This is a genomic window from Streptomyces sp. NPDC091682 (genome assembly GCF_044756625.1).
Lineage (GTDB): Bacteria > Actinomycetota > Actinomycetes > Streptomycetales > Streptomycetaceae > Streptomyces.
Genome location: NZ_JBIVTH010000052.1, coordinates 1 through 13,740, shown reverse-complemented (window position 1 = coordinate 13,740; position 13,740 = coordinate 1). Strand labels below are relative to the sequence as shown.

The 13,740-nt window shown below is 68.7% G+C and carries 10 protein-coding genes and 1 pseudogene; 7 read left to right on the top strand and 4 right to left on the bottom strand.

What is annotated here, in order from left to right; genetic code table 11:
- Window positions 1-463: 463 nt before the first annotated feature.
- Together ACIQK6_RS42650 and ACIQK6_RS42645 are read left to right on the top strand one after the other, a co-directional pair.
- Entirely contained in the window at window positions 464-1,039 is a 576-nt protein-coding gene (locus ACIQK6_RS42650; protein WP_329094878.1) for a hypothetical protein, read from the top strand.
- A gap of 673 nt (window positions 1,040-1,712) precedes the next feature.
- Window positions 1,713-2,555: a MerR family transcriptional regulator gene (locus ACIQK6_RS42645; protein ID WP_402697783.1), complete on the top strand. Its 843-nt coding sequence runs from the start codon at window positions 1,713-1,715 to the stop codon at window positions 2,553-2,555.
- Between the two features lie 748 nt (window positions 2,556-3,303).
- Here ACIQK6_RS42645 and ACIQK6_RS42640 read toward each other — a convergent pair.
- Both ACIQK6_RS42640 and ACIQK6_RS42635 read right to left on the bottom strand, forming a co-directional pair.
- Complete coding sequence (locus ACIQK6_RS42640) at window positions 3,304-3,876, bottom strand: transposase (protein WP_402697781.1); 573 nt, start codon at window positions 3,874-3,876, stop codon at window positions 3,304-3,306.
- A 138-nt stretch (window positions 3,877-4,014) separates the two neighbouring features.
- Window positions 4,015-6,696 carry an AAA family ATPase gene (locus tag ACIQK6_RS42635; protein ID WP_402697779.1) on the bottom strand — a complete coding sequence of 894 codons (2,682 nt, stop codon included), beginning with the start codon at window positions 6,694-6,696 and terminating at the stop codon, window positions 4,015-4,017.
- A 1,264-nt stretch (window positions 6,697-7,960) separates the two neighbouring features.
- Here ACIQK6_RS42635 and ACIQK6_RS42630 point away from each other — a divergent pair.
- Complete coding sequence (locus ACIQK6_RS42630; protein ID WP_329094870.1) at window positions 7,961-9,121, top strand: PE-PGRS family protein; 1,161 nt, start codon at window positions 7,961-7,963, stop codon at window positions 9,119-9,121.
- Between the two features lie 322 nt (window positions 9,122-9,443).
- Here ACIQK6_RS42630 and ACIQK6_RS42625 read toward each other — a convergent pair whose 3' ends face one another.
- On the bottom strand, window positions 9,444-9,671 hold the full coding sequence (locus ACIQK6_RS42625; protein ID WP_402697777.1) for a hypothetical protein: 228 nt from the start codon (window positions 9,669-9,671) through the stop codon (window positions 9,444-9,446).
- 274 nt (window positions 9,672-9,945) lie between these two features.
- Between ACIQK6_RS42625 and ACIQK6_RS42620 the strand changes: the two genes are divergently transcribed.
- Window positions 9,946-10,107, top strand: coding sequence for a hypothetical protein (locus ACIQK6_RS42620; protein ID WP_030730337.1), 162 nt, complete (start codon window positions 9,946-9,948; stop codon window positions 10,105-10,107).
- A 1,005-nt stretch (window positions 10,108-11,112) separates the two neighbouring features.
- Here ACIQK6_RS42620 and ACIQK6_RS42615 read toward each other — a convergent pair.
- A pseudogene (locus ACIQK6_RS42615) lies at window positions 11,113-11,292 on the bottom strand (CAP domain-containing protein); the annotation flags it as partial.
- A gap of 544 nt (window positions 11,293-11,836) precedes the next feature.
- Between ACIQK6_RS42615 and ACIQK6_RS42610 the strand changes: the two are divergent.
- The 3 genes from ACIQK6_RS42610 (at window position 11,837) to ACIQK6_RS42600 (ending at window position 13,552) form a co-directional block, all read left to right on the top strand.
- Window positions 11,837-12,265 (top strand): hypothetical protein, encoded by a 429-nt coding sequence (locus ACIQK6_RS42610; RefSeq protein ID WP_329094867.1) that lies wholly within the window; start codon window positions 11,837-11,839, stop codon window positions 12,263-12,265.
- A gap of 204 nt (window positions 12,266-12,469) precedes the next feature.
- Window positions 12,470-12,652, top strand: a complete 183-nt coding sequence (locus ACIQK6_RS42605) for a hypothetical protein (protein WP_329094865.1) — start codon at window positions 12,470-12,472, stop codon at window positions 12,650-12,652.
- Window positions 12,653-12,763: 111 nt separating this feature from the next.
- Window positions 12,764-13,552: a class I SAM-dependent methyltransferase gene (locus tag ACIQK6_RS42600; RefSeq protein ID WP_329094864.1), complete on the top strand. Its 789-nt coding sequence runs from the start codon at window positions 12,764-12,766 to the stop codon at window positions 13,550-13,552.
- Window positions 13,553-13,740: the final 188 nt, after the last annotated feature.

Below are 13,740 nucleotides of genomic sequence, written 5' to 3'. Positions count from 1 at the left end.
CACCTGGACGCTCACCACGGCCACCGCATAAGCGAGAGGGCCTCCCGGCCTACGGCCGGACGGCCCTCCAACAAGATCTTCACGAGTCTTCTAGAAAATGCGCCGTGTACCCACTGGTCCTGGCCCTCGCCCTGCGCCCCGCCTCGTCCGCGTGGAACCCGCACCGCTGGACGCCGCGGTCATCGCCTCCCTGGCCGGTCGCGGGCCGGCCGAGCAACTGGACGCGCGCTCCCTGGGCAGGCCACGCGCCCCGCGCGTCCTCCTGGCGGCGGGCTATCCCCCCGGCCCATGCCCCCCGACCCATGGCCGGCTCGCTCCGACGCCGCGGCAGGCACGCTGCCGCGCTGCCGCGCCGCCGCGCCGGTCCTCGCCGAACTCGAAGCCCTCCCGGGCGACTGCGCCGAGGTTCTGGCCGCTGCTGCGGTGCTCGGAGAAACCCTTTCGCCCCAGCGACGCCGCGAACGTGGCCGGGTACCTGGGCGGCCGCACCGCCGACGACCTCGGCACCCTGGACGCCGCCGACCTGATCCGGTCCGACGAACCGGCCGGCACCCCGGTCTGTGACTACACCCGCACCCTGCGCGAACTCCCCGAGGCGGAGTGGGACCTGGCGATCTCCCTCTATGCCGGGCCCGTCTGCGAACACGTGGCCCGATGCTTGAAGCCGGGCGGCTGGCTCCTGGCCAACAACAGCCACGCAGACGCCGGCCTGGCCCACGTCAACCCCGCCTACCGGCTCGCCGCCGCCATCCACCACCGCGCGGGCCGCTACCGGCTGACCACCGACGACCTGGAGCGCTACCTCCTGCCCAAGACGCCACCCCACCCCACGCGGGAGCAGCTCCACGCCACGGGTCGGGGCATCGCCTACACCCACCCGGCCACCGCGTACATCTTCCAGCGCGTCCCCCACGGCCAGTCGTACGGGCGAGAGGCAGGCCTGCGCGGAAACATGACGCCCGCGACCTACGGGAACGTCACGTCGACCGTCGCGTCTGACGATCAGTCGTCTTCGCTCGCCCTGCGGAGGTACCCGTGAAGGGAGCGACAGAGAACCGCCGCCCGAGCGGGCGCGGCCCCACCCCAAGGCGAGGCTGCCCAGGCCGTCGGGGCCTGTGTGTATCCGAGGATCTCGGCGGCGCCGGCTGCCGTGGCGGCGAGGATGGCTGATATCGCCTTGATCGTGGGCACTGGGCACTGGGCACTGGGCACTGGGCACTGGGCACTGGGCACTGGGCACCGGGCTCCCGGCTGTGGTCAGTGTGGCCTGGGGGAGGAACAGGTGGGTTCTGTTCCTCCCCCTCTCGTTTGCTGGTTAGCGGATCGTGCTGTACGCGGAGCGGGCCTGTACCCCGTGTACAGAGGAGTACATGTAGTTGTCGACCCAGTTGCCGTTGGCGCCGGCTGCGGTGGCTGTTGACGCCGACGATCCGTGCGTCGGTGGTGAGGTTCTTGACCGCGGGACCGCCGGACGCGCCGTGGCCCATCTCGCAGTTGAGCTTCAGGCGCCGGTCGAACGGGTTTGCCCGGGCCGAGTCAACAGTGGGGCCGGTACAGAAACGCTGGTAGGTGCCGCCGGAGTAGTCGGAGCTCGGCGGCCGTAGCCGTCGCCCGGGTAGCCGCACGGCGGCGCCGCGCCGGGAGCAGTTGCACATGCCGTAGCGGCATGTGGTGTCGTCGAGGGCACCACAGCACGAAAGGCCCTGTCTGCGATGTACCCCTCCGCCACGCCTCCCCGCGAGGTCAAGATCGGCGATGCCGCCGCCTTCGCCGGAACCACCCCGCGCGCCATTCGTCACTACCACCAGATCGGTCTGCTGCCGGAGCCCGAGCGGGGCGGAGACGGACGCCGCCGCTACGGCTACGACGACATGATCCGCCTGTTGTGGATCCGCAAGATGTCCGAGGCCGGCATCAGCCTGGACGACATGCGGGCCGCCTTCGACGAAGTCCGGGACGTTGAGGACGTCCTGGGCCGGCTGGAGGAGACCCTGGCCGCCCAGGAGGCCGACATCAAGCGTCAGCGAGCGGCAGTCCAGCGCCTACGGGTCGTCGGCAGCCCACTGGGCCTGCTCTCCCCGTTGGTCACGGACCGGCTCGGCCACCTGCCTTCTGGCGCACTGCGCCCCTCCGACCTGGACGCCTTGCTGGTCACGGAACGGATCTTCGGGCCGCTGGGAGCCGCAATTCAGGCCAGCGTGTTCATCACCCTGGCGACCCACCCCGGCCTACGGGCCGAGGCAGACCGCCTCGACGCGGCCGACGCCGCCCTCGATGACACCGTCGACCCCCACGACCCGCAGGTAGCAGAACTCGCCGCGCAGCACTGCGCGCACCACAAGGCCCTGCTCCAGGCCATTGAAGCCGCCGGACTGGACGTGGCCGAGGAGAAGCTCTTCGAGATCTACGACGCCGAGGCGAGCGGCGAGGACGACGCCCGGATGAGTGCCTTCGAAGCGGTAACCAAGATGCCCCATGGCTTCTCCGCGGCCCGGACACGGTGCGTGGAACTCACGGCACGGCTCCTTGGCGGGGACCTCTCCCCACTTCGTTGAACACCAGAGCGAGTGGTGCGAGGAGTGTCCCCGGCCGTTTTTAAGGCTGTGGTGGATATTTCGTGAAGCAACGGATGGCGTGGGACCCACAGGTGCCTGATGCTTGATCGCTAGTGCCGGTGGCCCGGGCCCGGCATGCCTTGAGGGGGCTGTTGTGGTGGTCAGTGAGCTGGTACGCGCAGAACTACGGCGTGTCGATTGGGCGTCGTTGAAGTGCGGCTGCGGTGAGTCTGCGGAGCATGTGCCCCTTCTGATCGAGGCCGTCATCACTGCTGAGACGGCCCGGGACATGATCGGATACACCCTCGATGGCCATGTCGAGGAGAGCACGGTCATCTTCGAGTGCACTCCGCCAGCGGTCGGTGTGATCATGGCCGCGCTGGCTGGGGACCTCTCGACACCGGCCCGAGACGTGCTGTTGCAGACGTTGTCGTTCGTGGCTGCGGGCTCCGGCGACTACGGGCCGATTGCGGAAGGCACGAGTCTGGGCGAAGGGTGCAGGCACCACGCTCGGGAGGGGTTCTGGAGGCTGTCCAGATCGGGCTCACGGGTACTGCGGAAGACGCCGAAACGGTCGCCGACATCTGTGAGTACTTCGAACTGGGCGGTGACAAAGCCGCCTTCTACCAGGCCGGGCTTCGCGAACGCATGCGTGCGAAGGCCGGGCGCGGGCGACGCGTCTGACGCAGCGAAGATCACGGTGGTTGCGCGGGGACGAGGGGGCGTAGGAAGGCGAAGGAACACGGCCCTATGACCGCCGTTTGATCAGCCTGATCCGCGTGCCCTGGCCTTCGACCGCGCCGGAGCTCCAGGGCAGGGTGAGGCCGTCCATGACGGCGCCCCAGTCGTTCTGAAGAAGGGCGGCGAAGCCTTGGATCGGTGACGGCCTGTCTTCGAGGGCGCGTGCCGTCCAGTGGGTGAGGTCCTGGCCTCGGCGTTCGCGGGCGATGGCGCTGAACTCGTGGGCGAGGTCGCGGGCGGTGGCGATGATCTGGTCGAAGTCCTTGGTCAGGTAATGGCGTACGGTCCTGCGATCTCGGCCCAGGTGGCGGGCGATCGCGCTGATGGTCCAGCCGCGTTCGCGGATCCGGTGGATGTCGGTGTGCCACTGGCGGACGCGTGCCAGGAGTTGTGCGTCGGGTGGGTCGTCCGGTTCTGGCAGTGTGATCAGCGCGGCCAGGGACCCGGGATCCGGCGGCTCCTGGGGCTGGTCCAGATCGCTGGTCTCGGCGTCCTTGCGCCGGCAAGCGCGCTGCTGGTGGGCGCTTCGCTCGACCGCGCGGGCGAGCGAGCAGTTGTCATATGCCTCCCCGAGAAGCACCGGATGCCGGTGCGCTGATCAGGATGGAGCCGTCGTCGACACCCGGCGTCGATCTCGGCGCCGGTGACGGGAGAGTGACGATGCGCCAGATCACGGACGTGCCTGTGGGCCGGACCATCCCGGCCTCGGCGACTGTCACTACTCGGTGATCCCGTGACCCGCGCGGATGGCACGATTCAGGGGGACGCTGGTGAAGAAGCGCCGTCGAGCGGTGTCATCGTGGAGATGGCCCGCCTTTTCGTCGACCACTGCTCTGGCTCGCTCTAGCAGTTCATGAGCCTCCTGCCGGGCACCGCTGGTGGCGAGCACCACGGCGGAGTGATAGAGCACCTCCTCGGTGCGAAGAGCGGGCATGTGCCCGACATCGTCGAGGAGACGCAGCGCCTCGCGGGCCGCGGATTCCGCTCTGGTGGTCTCCCCCCACTGGAGGAGGGTGCGGCTCTGTAGGGAGTGGGCGGCGATTTGGCTCCTAACCATGCCGCTGTGCCGTGTTTCGTCCACGGTCGCCACTGCGAGGGCGTACGCCTGCCGCAGGGTGTCTGGATGCTCGTCAGAGCAGTGCAGCAGGATCTCCGCGTAGAGGTTGCGGACGATGGGGACCAGGTTGGCCAGCCGGGTTCGTTCGGTCTCCGCCCACGCGGATGAGACCAGACGGAGGCTCTCCGCCCGGTGGTCGCCACCCTGCTGAGCGAGTACGTACGCGAGGAAGGCCGCGTTATACGCGTGCCACCCGCTGTCGCCGCCGCGGTCCTCCTCGAAGGCGAGCGCCTCGCGCAGTACGTCCTCCGCCTCCTGGTGGGCGCCGAGGCTATCGAGGACCTGGGCGAGGTAGTTGAGGGCGATGGGGAGTTCGGCCTTGAGGGGTTCGCTTCGCAGCCGGCCGACGCAGCGCTGGAGTCGGGAGTGCGCCACACCGAGGCGGCCGCTGTCGAAGAGGGAGATGCCCAGTTGCATCTCCCCGAGATTGCGGGCGTGCTGCAGTACTGGGTCACTGCCGCGGAGCCGGGCGTCGGCTGCGCTCAATGCTTCTGCTTCCCTGAGTTGTGCCAGGCCTTCGGCGAGGTTGCGTTTCGAGACCTGCCGCCCGTACTCGACCCGTGCGACGAACAGGGCGACCGGGTCGTCGTGCCTTTCGGCCAGTTCGACGGCCTCACGGAGTTTGCCGAGTGACGGCACGAGACCACGGGTAGCCATGAGCGTTTTGCCGCGCAACAGCCGGGTGCGGATCAACAGCTCGGGTGCACGACAGCGGGTCGCCGCGTTCTCGGCCTCGGCGGCCAGTGCGTCGATGTCGGCTCCGCCAGTCTCCTGGTTCTGTCCCCGCCACCTCACCTCCGTCAGCGCCAGCAGTAGTTCAATCGCCCGGATAAGCCTGCGATCCCGTGTTTCTCCCCGGGGTAGTTCACGGGCGGCGGTGATGGCTACCTTGCAGTGCTGTTCCGCCTCGGCGAAGGACAGCCCTTCCGTCGCGGCGTCGCGTGCGAGTGCGTAGTGGGCGTCAGCCGAGTCCGCGAGACACGCGGGACCCCCCGAGCGCAGATGGTGGGCGATTTCCAGGCGGCGTTCGAGGGGCATCGCCTGGGTGCCCCCGGCAGTAAGGGCGGCGGCTATGCGGACGTGGCGCGAGCGGATCTGCTCCGGGCTCTGCTCTGTCTGGATCACCCTCCAAAGGGCACGGTGTTCGAAGCGGTAGCAGTCGGAGGACTCCATCCGGGCCCACGCCGGGGGCTCGTCGGCAATGATCAGCCGGTGGTTGTGGGCGATGAGCCGCAGACGTTCCATGATTTCGTCGTGAGGCGAGCCCTTGACGGAGGCGATCGTGCTCGACAGGAACGTCGATCCCTGTGTCGCCGCAATGGCGAGAAGCTCGCGGTCCTGGGGCGAAAGCATCCTGAGGCGGCGTTCCACGATCCGGGAGAGGCTGGCCGGCAGGGTGATCTGCGCCCCCTGGGAGGGAGTCCACTCGTCGAGGCAGAGGGAGACGAAAATCGTGTGTCCGAGTGTGACCTGGCTGAGCTGCTGGCTCAGGGCCGGAGGCGCTTGCGGACACCGCAGACGCACCAGTTCCGCCACGGCGTCCTCGGGCAGACCGCCCAGTGTCCTGCGCCGCACGAGTCCCTCCACCGACCAGCGGTGGAGCTGTTCCTCGACCGTCTCGCCCGGGCCCTCCGCGTAGGCTCCGTCGACGGTGTGGGTCAGGACGATGGCCAGAGGTTCGTCGGGGATCCTGCGTACGAGCTGGTCCAGAACGAGCAGGCTGCTGGGGTCGCTGTGCTGGATGTCGTCGATGAGCAGCACGGTGGGCTTCCCCTGCCGCACCAGTTCGACAAGCGCCTCGACGATCCGGGTAGCGACACCCTGCTGGAACGGCAGGAGGCTGTCGAACGGCATGGACCCGGACGTGAGCGAGGCCTCCGTGACCTCACGACCCAGGCTGAAGATCGCGCCGAGCCCGGGCACCATTGCTGAGAGCACCTCCGGGGCGGAGCGCACCACACCCTGGCCCGTGAAGCTCAGCATGCGGCGCAGGACACCGGGCTGCTTTACATCGTCGGCCAGTTTCAGGAGGAGGTCGACGACCGGCCCGTACCCGATCCCAGGGCCGATGCCGGGATGGCATCGGGTCGACACCACCCGGTGTTCCGAGCGAGGCGAGGCGTCTACGGGCATCCGGGCGAAGGCCTGCAGAAGGGCCGACTTCCCCATGCCCGAAACGCTGTCCAGCACGACCGTGCGACCACCCCGCCCCGCGACGAGATCGGTGGCGAGCGCGCTTAGTTCAGCCATTTCTTCGACACGACCGACGAAATCGACCGACACCTGGATCCCCCCGCATCCACCTCACCACGGAACTCTCCTTCCGTGGTGCGAACTTGTCCCTCCACCGTAGATCAGACGTGGCACGGAGTCCTGATAAACGGTGAGCAGCGCGGAGCGCAGGGTGGCATACCAGGGCATGACCCGCCCGACCGGACGACGAACAAACGGAGCGCGAGCCGGAGCCACGTCGCCCGACCCGGTCACCTCTGCTCACCCAGGTCCGACTCTTGAGGCTGGGCGGCGGACCTCGCGCGACTCCGGCGCCACCGGCCCGGCCGGAGCCTTTCTGGGCATCCCCGGCCGAGCCCGTACGCAACCTCCTGAACGCGAAGACCGGCAGCGCGGCGCAGCACGGTGCGCTCAAGACCGAAGAGGCCAAGGCCAAGGCCCTGGCTCTGGTCGCCCTACCTGAGCTTCGGACGACGCTCCCGCGCGTTCAGTACCGGATCAACGGCGGGTAGGGGAGTGCGGCCGAGCGCTTCTCCTGCGAGACCCGCCGCCCGGTCCAGGGTCACGGCGTGATCTCGGGCTTCGAGAGAGACCGGTGGGTACTGCTGGCGGAGGTGGGGCGGATCAGCCGGTCGATCGCCCTGACCAGTGCAGCTCTCTACTCGGTGCCTACCAGGTTGTGGATGGTGACCACGAGAATGCTCTCCTCCCGCATGAGGTAACTGTGTAGTTCCATAGGTTCCCCGTGCCCAAGGACCCCTGGCGGGAGTTCGTACAGGACTGCGCAAGCCACCGCACGGTCACCCAACGCGCTGCCCCGTGTTGACGGGACACCGGACGAGGGGCTGCGCGCCCGTACTACTCGGTCGTAGGACAGCGGCCGCCTGCGCTACCGGCTTTGAGCCGCTGGCGGTGATAGGTGTCAGGGCGAGTCACCGGGGCTGTCTACCCTGTTCGAATGTCGATGCGGGGCGTAGGGGATACCGAGGCTGACTGGGCCGGGCTGTTCGTGGGGATCGAAGCCCTGGCAGCACTGCCATCGATGCGGCGGGCGTGGCTGTGCGGGCTGAGCTGCATTGCGCCGGCGGACGTGCTGGCGCGGCTGCTGGACGTGGTGGGCCCTTCAGTGGTCCTCGGCCTACAAGCTGAGGTCATCGATGCCGCGATCGCGCATCCCGACCGAAGGATCCGCGCGCGACTCGCGGAGAACCGTAGGGACATGAGCATTGATCAGTGGGCGAGACTGATCGCCAGTGAGACCAATAGTGCCCGACGCGGTCGCTTCCAACGGCTTGCCACCTGGCACTGTCCAAAGGTGACCGAGGCACAGTTCGAACGCTGGGCGCACGACCCAGATCCGGGAACCCGCCTGCAGGCCCTGTGGTTCCGGGGCCTTCCTCAGCGGCTGGCCTCGGCACTGGCAGCCGACCCTGATCCGGAGGTGCGCGCGGAAGCCTGCGAATACGCCTGGCCGCACCTGGACACAGGCCGACGGTCCGCACTGGTCGACGACCCCTCGCCCCAGGTCCGAGAAGTCGCCCGCCGACGAGCAGGCTACGACCGGCCGATGTCACGGACCGAATTCGACGCGCTGACCACGATGGAGCAGCGGCGCGTGACACCGGTACAGCTCCTCGGGCGCGACCTCGCCGAGCACCTGGTCCGCCACGCGGAGCGCGGACTGCGGATGAATCTGGTGGCCAATGAACGCCTGGACGTGGACCTGATCATCGAGCTGGCCCACGACGAGGACCCGCAGGTGCGCGCCTCGGTTGCGGTCCGGGCCGACGTCACCGAGGAGCTGCGCACCTCTATCAGCGCGGGGCTGCCCCCGGACACCCCCTACTGGCGTGTGGGATGGGTCGAGGAGCTCCACGACGATCCCGAAGCGATGCGCCGACTGGCCCGGTCCGCGAGCATCGGAATCCGGCGCACCGTCGCGCGAGCACGCCACCTGCCCCCGGACGTCGTGGACCGCCTTTCCCGCGACCCTGACACCCACGTTTCGTACAACCTGGCCTCCTGCTGCGAGGACGCTCCCGCCGAACTACTGCTGGAGGTCGCGCTGTGGCGCACTGACCGCTTCCTCCCTCTGAACCAACCGAACTTTCCCCGCCACGTGCTCCTGCGCTTCGCCGACGACCCGGATCCGCTACGGCGCCAGCTGGCCCTCGAATCCCCCGAATCCACCCCCGGCCTCGTCGAGCGCTTCGCCGACGACCCGGACGAACGGGTACGGGCACGTGCCGCAGCCGACCCGAGGCTCTCGCCCAGCACGGTCCTGCGCCTGCTCGACTCCACCCCGGAGACGCGCCTAGCAGCCCTCGGGAATCCGCAGCTCCCCATCCCGGCCCTGGTCCGCCTGCTCCGCGACGCAGACACCGCCGAGGCCGCGGCCACCAACCCGGCGATCCCCACGACGGTCGTACGACAGTTGATCGAGCTGTCCTGCGCAGCGGAAGCGCCCGTGGGGTGAGAAGCGAGGCGGACGCGCAGGGCCGGTCTGGAGAATGCGGATACGTCTTAGGACGGGCCGATCTGATGGGAGGGGGCCGAGGGTAAGCAGGGCAGAGCGTTTCGGGGGCGACGACGCCTCGGCCGTCGTCAGGCCGGCCCGGTTCAGCCAGATCACGTCGGTACCAGGCCCGTGCTCCCAGCAGCCGTACAGGTCGCGCCACTGTCCGTCCGTGCGGTTCGTGTCCTGGGACTAGACGCCGGCGTAGCTCGTCGCGCTCGTTTCGATGGTGAGCTCTCCATCGGATGGGCGACTTCGGCGAAGACACTTTCGTGAAACGTTCTCACTGAACCACCCGGCACAAGGGGGAGCGTGGCCGAACGTCTAGTGGCGGAAGGTGTCCTTGATGTCTTCCGTGGCGTGGCGTGGCGTGGCGGGCGTTGCCGTTGGCCTGGTCCGTGTGGCCCATGGCCTCCTCGGCCTTGCCCTTGGCCTGCTCGGCGTGTGCCTTGGTCTTCTCCGTGCCCGACATCGAGACCTCCTCGTGCAGTACCGGGTTGGTCGTGACCACGCACCTGCTCACGATCCCGGCCGGCAAACCCTGTCGTTCTGCCGGGCTGGCCGATCGGGACGCCCGGGCCGCCGCGCTGCGTGACCGGCGCGGACCCCGCAGGGCGGGGGAGCGGGCGCGGGGACTGCGCATCGGTGCTCCCGCGCCGGTGCGGGGTGCTGGCCGGAGGAAGGCGGCTGTTCCTGCTGCCCGCCTGCGTGGATAAGAAACCCGTAAAACCCGTCCGCATGGTAGGAGGCTGGCCGGGCACGCGGTGGGTCGGAGGTTGATATCTATGGTTCCCCTGCTTCTTGTTCTTCTGCTCGTTCTGCTCCTGTTCGGCGCCGGTTTCGCGGTGAAGATCCTCTGGTGGGTCGCGATCGCGGTGCTGATCCTGTGGCTGATCGGCTTTGTCGCCCGCCCGAAGGGCAGCAGCGGCCGCTGGTACCGCTGGTAGCTGTAGCGCGGCATCGCGCACCAGACAACGGCGCGGGGCGCCCACCATGTGGTGGGCGCCCCGCGCCGTTCTGCCCTGTCCGGCCGTAGCCAGCCCGCTGCAGTCCCCCGGGGATCCGCCGCGCCCCCGCCGGGAGGCGGTGTACGCCCGTACAGTGCGCTCTGTCAGCGGGCTTGGTGATGGATTCCCCCCCGCTGGAGGGGGAGGCCGCGCCACGCGCGACAACGGGGACCCCGCCAACGCGGACGAGCCGCGGGCGATGTCCACGCCATCCTCGAGCACGCCGAACCGCGCGGACGGCCTACCGCATGGCTGGACCTGGACGTCCCCGACGACCGTTTCATCGCCTCCACGCTGCTTCTGCTGGCGACGGCTCGGCGGAGGTCGAACAGCCGTCCCCCCAGCTTCCGGCATCCGCAGAGCCGTCCTCAGGGCACTGAACGGGCCGCGCTGAGCGTATGGGGCGGCCCATGACGGGCGCCCCCACCTCTCCTGCCGCGCCCAGTCGACGCCGAGGTCGGCCAGCGCTTCGAGCTGCGCCTGGTCGAGCTGGTCGCGGCGGGCCTTCCGGTTCCTGACCCAGATGCCAACACGGTGGGGACCGTCAAGGAGCTGCTCGATGGCACTGCGCCCCAGCATCGCGCCTTCCCGCGCCACATACTGCTCCGGGGCCTGAAGGCCCTTCTGGAAAGCCGTACCGCCCGCGCGCGGCCCGGCCGCCGTAGTCGTCCTCACGGCCACTCTGCGGGCTCGTGGGGCCTTCCTCACGCCGAGTTCGACGAGCCGGCGCTGTTGGGTGAGGCAGGCGTGGTGCCGCTGCCAGTCCACCGTCCACCCCAGCACTGCCGGGTTCCAGTCCGAATCGACCGCAGCCAGCGCCGCCGCCCGCTGCTCGGCGCGCACCGAGTCGTTCCCGAGTCCGGCGGGGCGGCGGACGTTCGTGAGCCACTGCCAAATTTCGGGCGTGTCGATGCGAGTGCATGCCCCGAAGGTCTGCACGTAGAGGTAGCCATCCGCTTCCGGGTTGTCCGGTGTTGCGGTACCGCGGTAGACAGCGACCCCGGACTCCTTGAACGCGGGGTTGAGGATGTTCGCCCGGTGGCCGTCGCTCGCCATCCACTCGTCCACGACGCAGGCAGGAGTCGAATTGCCCTGGCTGGAAGGGGCGACCCTTGGGTGAACCACCGGGCCAGGCCGTTCTCGGCCACCGGAAGGCCGAATTCTTCCGGGCAGTAGCCCGCGTCCTTGATCCGGGTCTTCGCGGTCGACTGCGTGACGGGATCTGTGTGGCTCCTCGGTCCGCCGCCGGCCCACCACTTGATCAGGGAAGCGGCGAGGGCGTGCTCACGCGCAGCGGTACGGAGCTTCAGGTTGAGGGTCAGCTTCCCGCGCCCCTCATCCTCGGCTGCCTCGGCGGCTTCGACGTATCCGGCGGCGCCATTGGTGTGGGGCAGGGGGCCGGGCGGGTTGGCCTCCTGAGGGCAGTGCATGCCTTCCTCATCCCACGCACAACTCCGGTCCGGCGCTCCCCTACGACAGGAGTGCCCCATCGGACCAGATGGATCCCGCGCCTGGCGCGACGCTCTTGCCGCTGTCCGGGCCCGGCCGGACCTGACTCTTGCGGTTCACAACACGGCACGGGGCTCGACCGCGCGTCGAAAGGGCGGTGTTTTCGAGCGGGCTCGGAAGATCCGTCCGGTGCCGGCACGTGCGGTCCTACGCTTTGCCGATGAACCAGCCCGGCAAGCCCGAGCCCGCCGACGAGGATCAGCTCCCGGTGGGCCCGCTGCTGCTCACCTTCCTGGTGGCTCCGCTCTTTCCCTGCCCGCTGCCGCATGGGGCGGTGATCACCAAGATGTTGCCCGGCGCGGTCGGCAGGCTCGACGGCGAGATGCGGCCCTCCCTGGACGGCCCTGTGTTGCCGTCGGCTGCGCAGGGGAGGCCGTGCGTGTCGCTGAAAGTTCTGGCAGTTCCGGGAACGCCAGAGCGGGGGCCCATGCACCTGGCTTCCCTCACGCAGGTCTGCGCGGAGATCACCGGCAAGCCGCTGCCCGAACAGGACTTCGCTGACGGGACGGTCGACGCGTACCACAGCAACCCCGTGGCCGCTCCGGAGCAGACAGCAGTGGCTCTGGCTCGCCAGGACCGTCACCGGTAGCTACGCCGACGGCACGATGGGCGTGAGGCCCCTGACGCCCCCATCGAGCCCGCTCGCCACCGTCCTCGACGAGGACCAGTTGACCTGCCTCAACACGCACTTCCCGAAGTCCGCCGGGCCTTCCGCCGCGATGGCGACTACCGCAACGCTGTCGTCCAGGCCGCCACGTTCGCCGAGATCGTCCTCACCAGCACCCTGTCCCTGATGCTCTGGGAAGGACAGCTGGAAGCAGAGTCGGTCGAGCAGACCGTGACAGTGTTCGACTTCTCCCGGGGCGGCGGCCTGGCCAACCTCGTGAAGACCGGGTGCGCACCCCGGCTCGGCGGGGACCGGAACCGCACGCTTTCCGGGCCCGTCATTCAGTGCCTGCTCCTGAGGCTGACATGACATAGCGGTGATCGTGACGCTCAAAGCGAAGCGTTCATTGGATCTTCAAGGCTGTGAGGACGATCGGGAGCAGCCAGGAACCGAACTGGTGCAGCACACGTCTCCCGCAGCATGATCTCTAACGAGGACCACGAGCACGCGAGCTCCACCGGGCTCACCTCACCGTCCGCGGTGACTGCGGATCCGCCGAAGGTCAACGACTACAACAGCTTCGCCGAGGCGTACACGGCCGAAAACGAAACCAACCTCATCAATGCCCACTACGAGCGGCCCGCGATGCTGGCCCTCGCTGGGGACGTAGCCGGCCGGCGGATCCTCGACGCCGGCTGCGGCTCCGGGCCCTTGTCCACGGCATTGCGCGACCGTGGTGCCTTGGTGAGCGGATTCGACGCGAGTGCCGAGATGCTGAAACTGGCCCGCCGGCGGCTCGGCGACGGTACGGACCTGCAGGTGGCCGACCTGGGCAGCCCGCTTCCCTACGCCGATGACACGTTCGACGATGTAGTCGCGTCCCTGGTGCTGCACTACCTGGAGGACTGGGGGCCAGCGCTGGCCGAGCTGCGACGCGTACTCAAGCCCGGCGGTCGGCTAATCGCGTCCGTCGACCATCCCTTTGCCGCCAACCTCATGCACCGCCAGGCCGGCCGCGAGACCGACTACGACTATTTCGACACCACCAACTGGACCGAAGAATGGACCATGGGCGGCCAGACCGCGACGATGAGCATCTGGCACAGGCCGCTGCACGCGATGATCGAGGCCTTCACCGGTGCCGGTTTCCGGGTAACGGCCATCAGCGAGCCGGAGCCTGATCCAGCCGCCCACGAGCTGTTCCCCGAAGTCATCGCGGCCAAGCCGCGCTTCCTGTGCTTCATGTTCTTCGTCCTGCAGGCCGATTAGGGCCTGTGTGATGTCGTGATCATTCGGCTGTCTTGAGCAGGTCGTCGATCCAGATCATTGCAGCCCGGAGGTGGAGGCCGGCGATGTAGCTGTCCGGGGTTTTGTCGTATCGGGTGGCGATGCCGCGCCAGGCCTTCAGCTTGTTGATCAGGCGTTCGACCGTGTTCCGCTTCTTGTAGAGGTCGGCG